This is a genomic window from Micrococcus sp. HSID17227, assembly GCF_003989405.1.
Taxonomy (GTDB): Bacteria; Actinomycetota; Actinomycetes; order Actinomycetales; family Micrococcaceae; genus Micrococcus; species Micrococcus luteus.
Genome location: NZ_RBLN01000175.1, coordinates 1 through 4,505, shown reverse-complemented (window position 1 = coordinate 4,505; position 4,505 = coordinate 1). Strand labels below are relative to the sequence as shown.

Annotated in this window: 3 protein-coding genes and 1 pseudogene; 2 read left to right on the top strand and 2 right to left on the bottom strand. The window is 73.0% G+C overall.

Translation table 11 applies throughout. The features are described from left to right. Both D8M29_RS08765 and D8M29_RS08760 read left to right on the top strand, forming a co-directional pair. Positions 1–290, top strand: a pseudogene (locus tag D8M29_RS08765) (hypothetical protein); the annotation flags it as partial. A 53-nt stretch (positions 291–343) separates the two neighbouring features. After that, positions 344–1,450: a 4-hydroxy-3-methylbut-2-enyl diphosphate reductase gene (locus D8M29_RS08760; RefSeq protein WP_036340356.1), complete on the top strand. Its 1,107-nt coding sequence runs from the start codon at positions 344–346 to the stop codon at positions 1,448–1,450. A gap of 122 nt (positions 1,451–1,572) precedes the next feature. Here D8M29_RS08760 and D8M29_RS08755 read toward each other — a convergent pair whose 3' ends face one another. Beyond that, entirely contained in the window at positions 1,573–3,273 is a 1,701-nt protein-coding gene (locus D8M29_RS08755) for a DASS family sodium-coupled anion symporter (RefSeq protein ID WP_036317039.1), read from the bottom strand. A gap of 138 nt (positions 3,274–3,411) precedes the next feature. Next, positions 3,412–4,505 (bottom strand): DNA recombination protein RmuC (locus D8M29_RS08750; RefSeq protein ID WP_148111561.1); only part of this gene is annotated, 1,094 nt, incomplete at its 5' end.

Sequence of the window (4,505 nt, the reverse complement as noted above, 5' to 3'; positions counted from 1 at the left end):
CCCGCCTGGGTCCGGACGCGGTCCACCTCACGGCACCCGAGGGGGCCTCCCCCGGGGTGGCCGCGTTCGTCCAGCAGATGGAGGAGGCCGCCCGCCCGGCGTTCGCGGCCGCCGTCGCCCCCTACCCCCAGACCCTGACCACCCTGGGCTGGATCGTGCTGGCCGCGGGCCTGCTGCTGGCCCTGGCCGAGCTGTGGGTCGCTCGGCGTGGCCGGGTCCGTGCCGCCCGGGCGGACGGTCCCCCCGCGGTGGGCCGCTCCCACACCGCCGCCGACGTCACGTCGCGCTGAGCCCGCGGCGAAGCCCGGGCCCGGTCTGCGTCCCGGCCGATAGCATGGAGGGCATGTCCGCTCCCTCCGTCTCCGCCCGTCCGTCCGCCGTCGGCCTCGGGATGCCGCAGGTCCCGCGCGTTCGTCGTTCCCGTGAGGAGGTGGAGGCGGCCGCGCCCGTGTCCGGTGAGAAGCGCGTGCTGCTGGCCGCCCCCCGTGGCTACTGCGCCGGCGTGGACCGTGCCGTCGTCGCCGTCGAGAAGGCCCTCGAGCACCACGGCGCCCCCGTGTACGTGCGCAAGGAGATCGTCCACAACCGGCACGTCGTGGACACCCTGACCGAGCGCGGCGTGGTGTTCGTTGACGAGCTGGACGAGGTGCCCGAGGGCGCCCTGACCGTGTTCTCCGCGCACGGCGTGTCCCCGGCCGTCGTCGAGGAGGCCGCCCAGCGCAACCTGCGCACCATCGACGCCACGTGCCCGCTCGTGACCAAGGTGCACCGCGAGGCCGTGCGCTTCGCCAAGCAGGACAAGCGGATCCTGTTGATCGGCCACGACGGCCACGAGGAGGTCGAGGGCACGTTCGGCGAGGCGCCCGAGCACACCACGGTGATCAACGACGTCGCCGAGGCCCGCACCGTCCAGGTGGAGGACCCGGACAACCTGATCTGGCTCTCCCAGACCACGCTCTCCGTGGACGAGACCCTCGAGATCGTCTCCGTGCTGCGCGAGCGGTTCCCGAACCTGCAGGACCCGCCCTCGGACGACATCTGCTACGCCACCTCCAACCGGCAGGCGGCCATCAAGTCGATCTCGCCGGAGTGCGACCTGGTGATCATCGTGGGCTCGGCGAACTCCTCGAACTCGGTGCGCCTCAAGGAGGTGGCCGCGGAGTACGGGGCCTCCCGCGCCGAGCGCGTGGACTTCGCCAACCAGGTGGACGAGTCCTGGTTCGAGGGCGTGGCCACCGTGGGCCTGTCCTCGGGCGCGTCCGTGCCCGAGGTGCTGGTCCAGGAGGTGCTCGCGCTGCTGGCCGAGTACGGCTACGGGCAGGTGGACGAGGTGGTGACCGCCGAGGAAGACATCATCTTCTCCCTGCCCAAGGAGCTGCGCGCCGAGATGAAGCGCGTGGGCGACGACGGGCGCGCCCTCGGCGGACGCCGCCGCGCCGCCGAGGCCTGAGCGCGCCCCTCGTCTCCTCGCTGAGGCCCGCAGACTCGCCGTCACGACGCCGGCGAAGCGGCGAGTCTGCGGGCCTCGGCGTGCCCGGGCCTCAGCGTGCCGGGCCGGCGGGTGGTCAGGACTCAGAGTCCGAAGACCCAGACGAGCAGGGTCATCGACGCGATGGAGATGAGCACGGCGGCGATGATGTTCAGCCACACGCCGCCCTTCACCATCTGGCCGATGGTCACATAGCCGGAGCCGTACGCGATGGCGTTCGGCGGGGTGGCCACGGGCAGCATGAACGCGCAGGTCGCGGCGAGGGCGACGGGCGCGGCCAGCATGAGCGGGGCGACGCCGGTGCCCAGGGCCACGCCGGAGGCGACCGGCAGGAACGTGGCCGCGGTGGCCGTGTTCGAGGTCATCTCGGTCAGTAGCAGGATGCCGACGGAGGCGATCACCACGAGCACCCACACGGGGATGTCACCGAAGCCCTTGACCTGCTCACCGAGCCACGTGGACAGGCCCGACTTGGAGAACTGACCGGACAGGGCCAGGCCGCCGCCGAACAGCAGGAGCACGCCCCACGGCAGGTCCTTCGCGGCCTCCCAGTCGAGGAGGCGCACGCCGCGCCCGGCCCCGCCACCGGCCGGCAGGAGGAACAGGATGAGTCCGACGACGATGGCGATGGCCGCGTCCGAGAGCAGCGGGGACTCCAGGTCCAGGACGTATTCGGAGATCAGCGGCACGGTGATCCAGGCCAGCGCGGCGAGGACGAAGACGGCGAGGACCTTGGCCTCGGGGGCGCTCATGCGGCCGAGGCGGGCCAGCTCGGTGGCGATCAGGTCGCGGCCGCCGGGGACCTCGTCGATCTCCGGGCGGAACAGCACGCGGGTGAGCAGGAACCAGCACGCGAAGAGCAGCACGACGGCGATCGGCACGCCGACCAGCATCCACTGGCCGAAGCCGATCTGCACGCCGTGCTCGGCGGCCATGTGGCCCGCGAGCAGGGTGTTGGGCGGGGTGCCGATGATGGTGCCGAGCGAGCCGATGGACGCGGCGTACGCGATGCCGAGCATGAGCGCGGTGCCGAAGTTCGACTTCGTGAGGGAGCGGATCTCGGCCTGCGTGGGGGCCTCGCCGGCCGCGGATGCGGGCGCGGCGGGGCGGTCGACCTGGTCCGCTCCCTCGTCCGCAGTCAGGGCGCCGTCCGTGCCGTAGCGCTGGACGAGCACGAGGATGGACACGCCGATGGGGAGCATCATCACGGCGGTGGCGGTGTTGGACACCCACATGGAGATGAACCCGGTGGCGATCATGAAGCCCAGGATGAGATTCACGGTCCTGGCGCCCATGAACTTCAGGACGCCGAGCGCGATGCGCCGGTGCAGGTTCCAGCGCTGCATGGCCAGGGCGAGCATGAAGCCGCCCATGAACAGGAAGATGATGTTGTTGCCGTAGCTCGCGCCGACGGCGTCGAAGGTGATGCCGCCGTCGGACTCCTCGGCGGGCACGCCGAGCGGGAAGACGACGAGCGGCAGCAGGGCGGTGGCGGGGATGGGCAGGGCCTCGGTCATCCACCACACGGCCATGAGCACCGCGGTGGCGGCGACGAGGCGGGGCCAGACGCCGAGGTCGCCCGGCATCAGCAGGAACAGGGCGACGGCGAGCAGGGGGCCGACCACGAGGCCGATGATGCGCTTGACGTTCTCGCCGCCGGGCAGCGGCTCGTCACGCATGCCCGGGGAGAGCTCGTGTTCGAACTCCTGGGCGGCCGCTCGGGGGTCGAAGCGGGAGACGTGCTCGTTGACGTTGCTCGGCGGGGGGAGTGGGCGGGACTCCATGGGGCCTCCTCTTCAGGTCAGGCCCTTGGCGCGGCCTGGCAATTCTCTGTGAGTTTCACGGTAGCAAGTGGCCCGGGACACGGAAAGACGACGTCGGGGCCGCGACGGCCCACCCGCCCGGCCCCCGTGCGGCCCCGCTCACGCCTCCCGCGCCGACTCCGCCCGACGACGGCGCAGCTCGTCCTCCTCCACGCCCGCGACCAGTTCCGGGGCGGCCAGGGGCCGGGGCGCGGACTCGAGCGTGCGGATGTCCGGCGTGGGGGCCAGGCCCGGGTCGGCGTCGCGGAGGCGCCGGGCGGCGGGGAGCACGCGCGACTCGACGCTGCCGACGAGCTGGTTGTAGCGGTCCACGGCGGTCTTGAGGGAGCCGCCCATGCGGTCCAGGTGAGTGCCGAGCGTGCCGAGACGCTCGTAGAGGTCCTTCGCGCTGGCCACCACGGTGTGGGCGTTCTCGGCCAGGGTGTCCTGCCGCCACGCGTAGGCCACGGACTTCAGGGCGGTCAGGAGGGAGACGGGGGCGACGAGCGCGACGTTCCGGGAGAACGCGTGGTCCAGCAGCCCGGGGTCCGCGTCCAGCGCCGCGGCCAGGAGCGACTCGGCGGGCAGGAAGCACAGGACCAGCTCGGGGGAGTGCTCGAGGCCGTCCCAGTAGGACTTCGCGGAGAGCTGGTCCACGTGGCGGCGCACGGCCGCGGCGTGCTGGGCGGCCAGCGCCTGGCGCCGCTCGTACGCCTCCTCGCCGGGCTCGTCCGCGAGGGCCTCGGCGGCCAGCGCGTCCCCGATGGGGGCCTTGGCGTCCACGGCCATGGCCTTGCCGCCGGGCAGGGACACCACGAGGTCCGGGCGGAGGCGCTCGCCGTCCCTGCCGGACAGCGTGGCCTGCTCCGTGAAGTCCACGTGGTGGAGCATGCCCGCCGCCTCGACGACCCGCCGCAGCTGCGCCTCGCCCCAGTGGCCCCGCGCGGAAGTGGACTTGAGCGTGGCCATGAGCGACGTGGTCTGGTTCAGCAGGTCCCGGTCGGTGGCTGCGGCGGCGCGGAGCTGCTCCCCGAGCCGGCCGAACTGGGACGCCCGATCCCGTTCCAGCACGCTCACCTGCTCCTGGAGCGCCGCCAGCCGCTGGCCCAGCGGCGCGAGCGTGGACATCACCTGGGACTCCGCGCGTTGGCGTTCGGCGTCCTCGGCGCGCGCGGCCGTGAGCGCACGCTGCTCCGCCCGGGCGGCCGCGAGCA

Bases quoted from the DNA above. Each gene is read 5' to 3' on its own strand.
- D8M29_RS08755 (WP_036317039.1), bottom strand. From the start codon at position 3,273: ATGGAGTCCCGCCCACTCCCCCCGCCGAGCAACGTCAACGAGCACGTC.
- D8M29_RS08760 (WP_036340356.1), top strand. From the start codon at position 344: ATGTCCGCTCCCTCCGTCTCCGCCCGTCCGTCCGCCGTCGGCCTCGGG.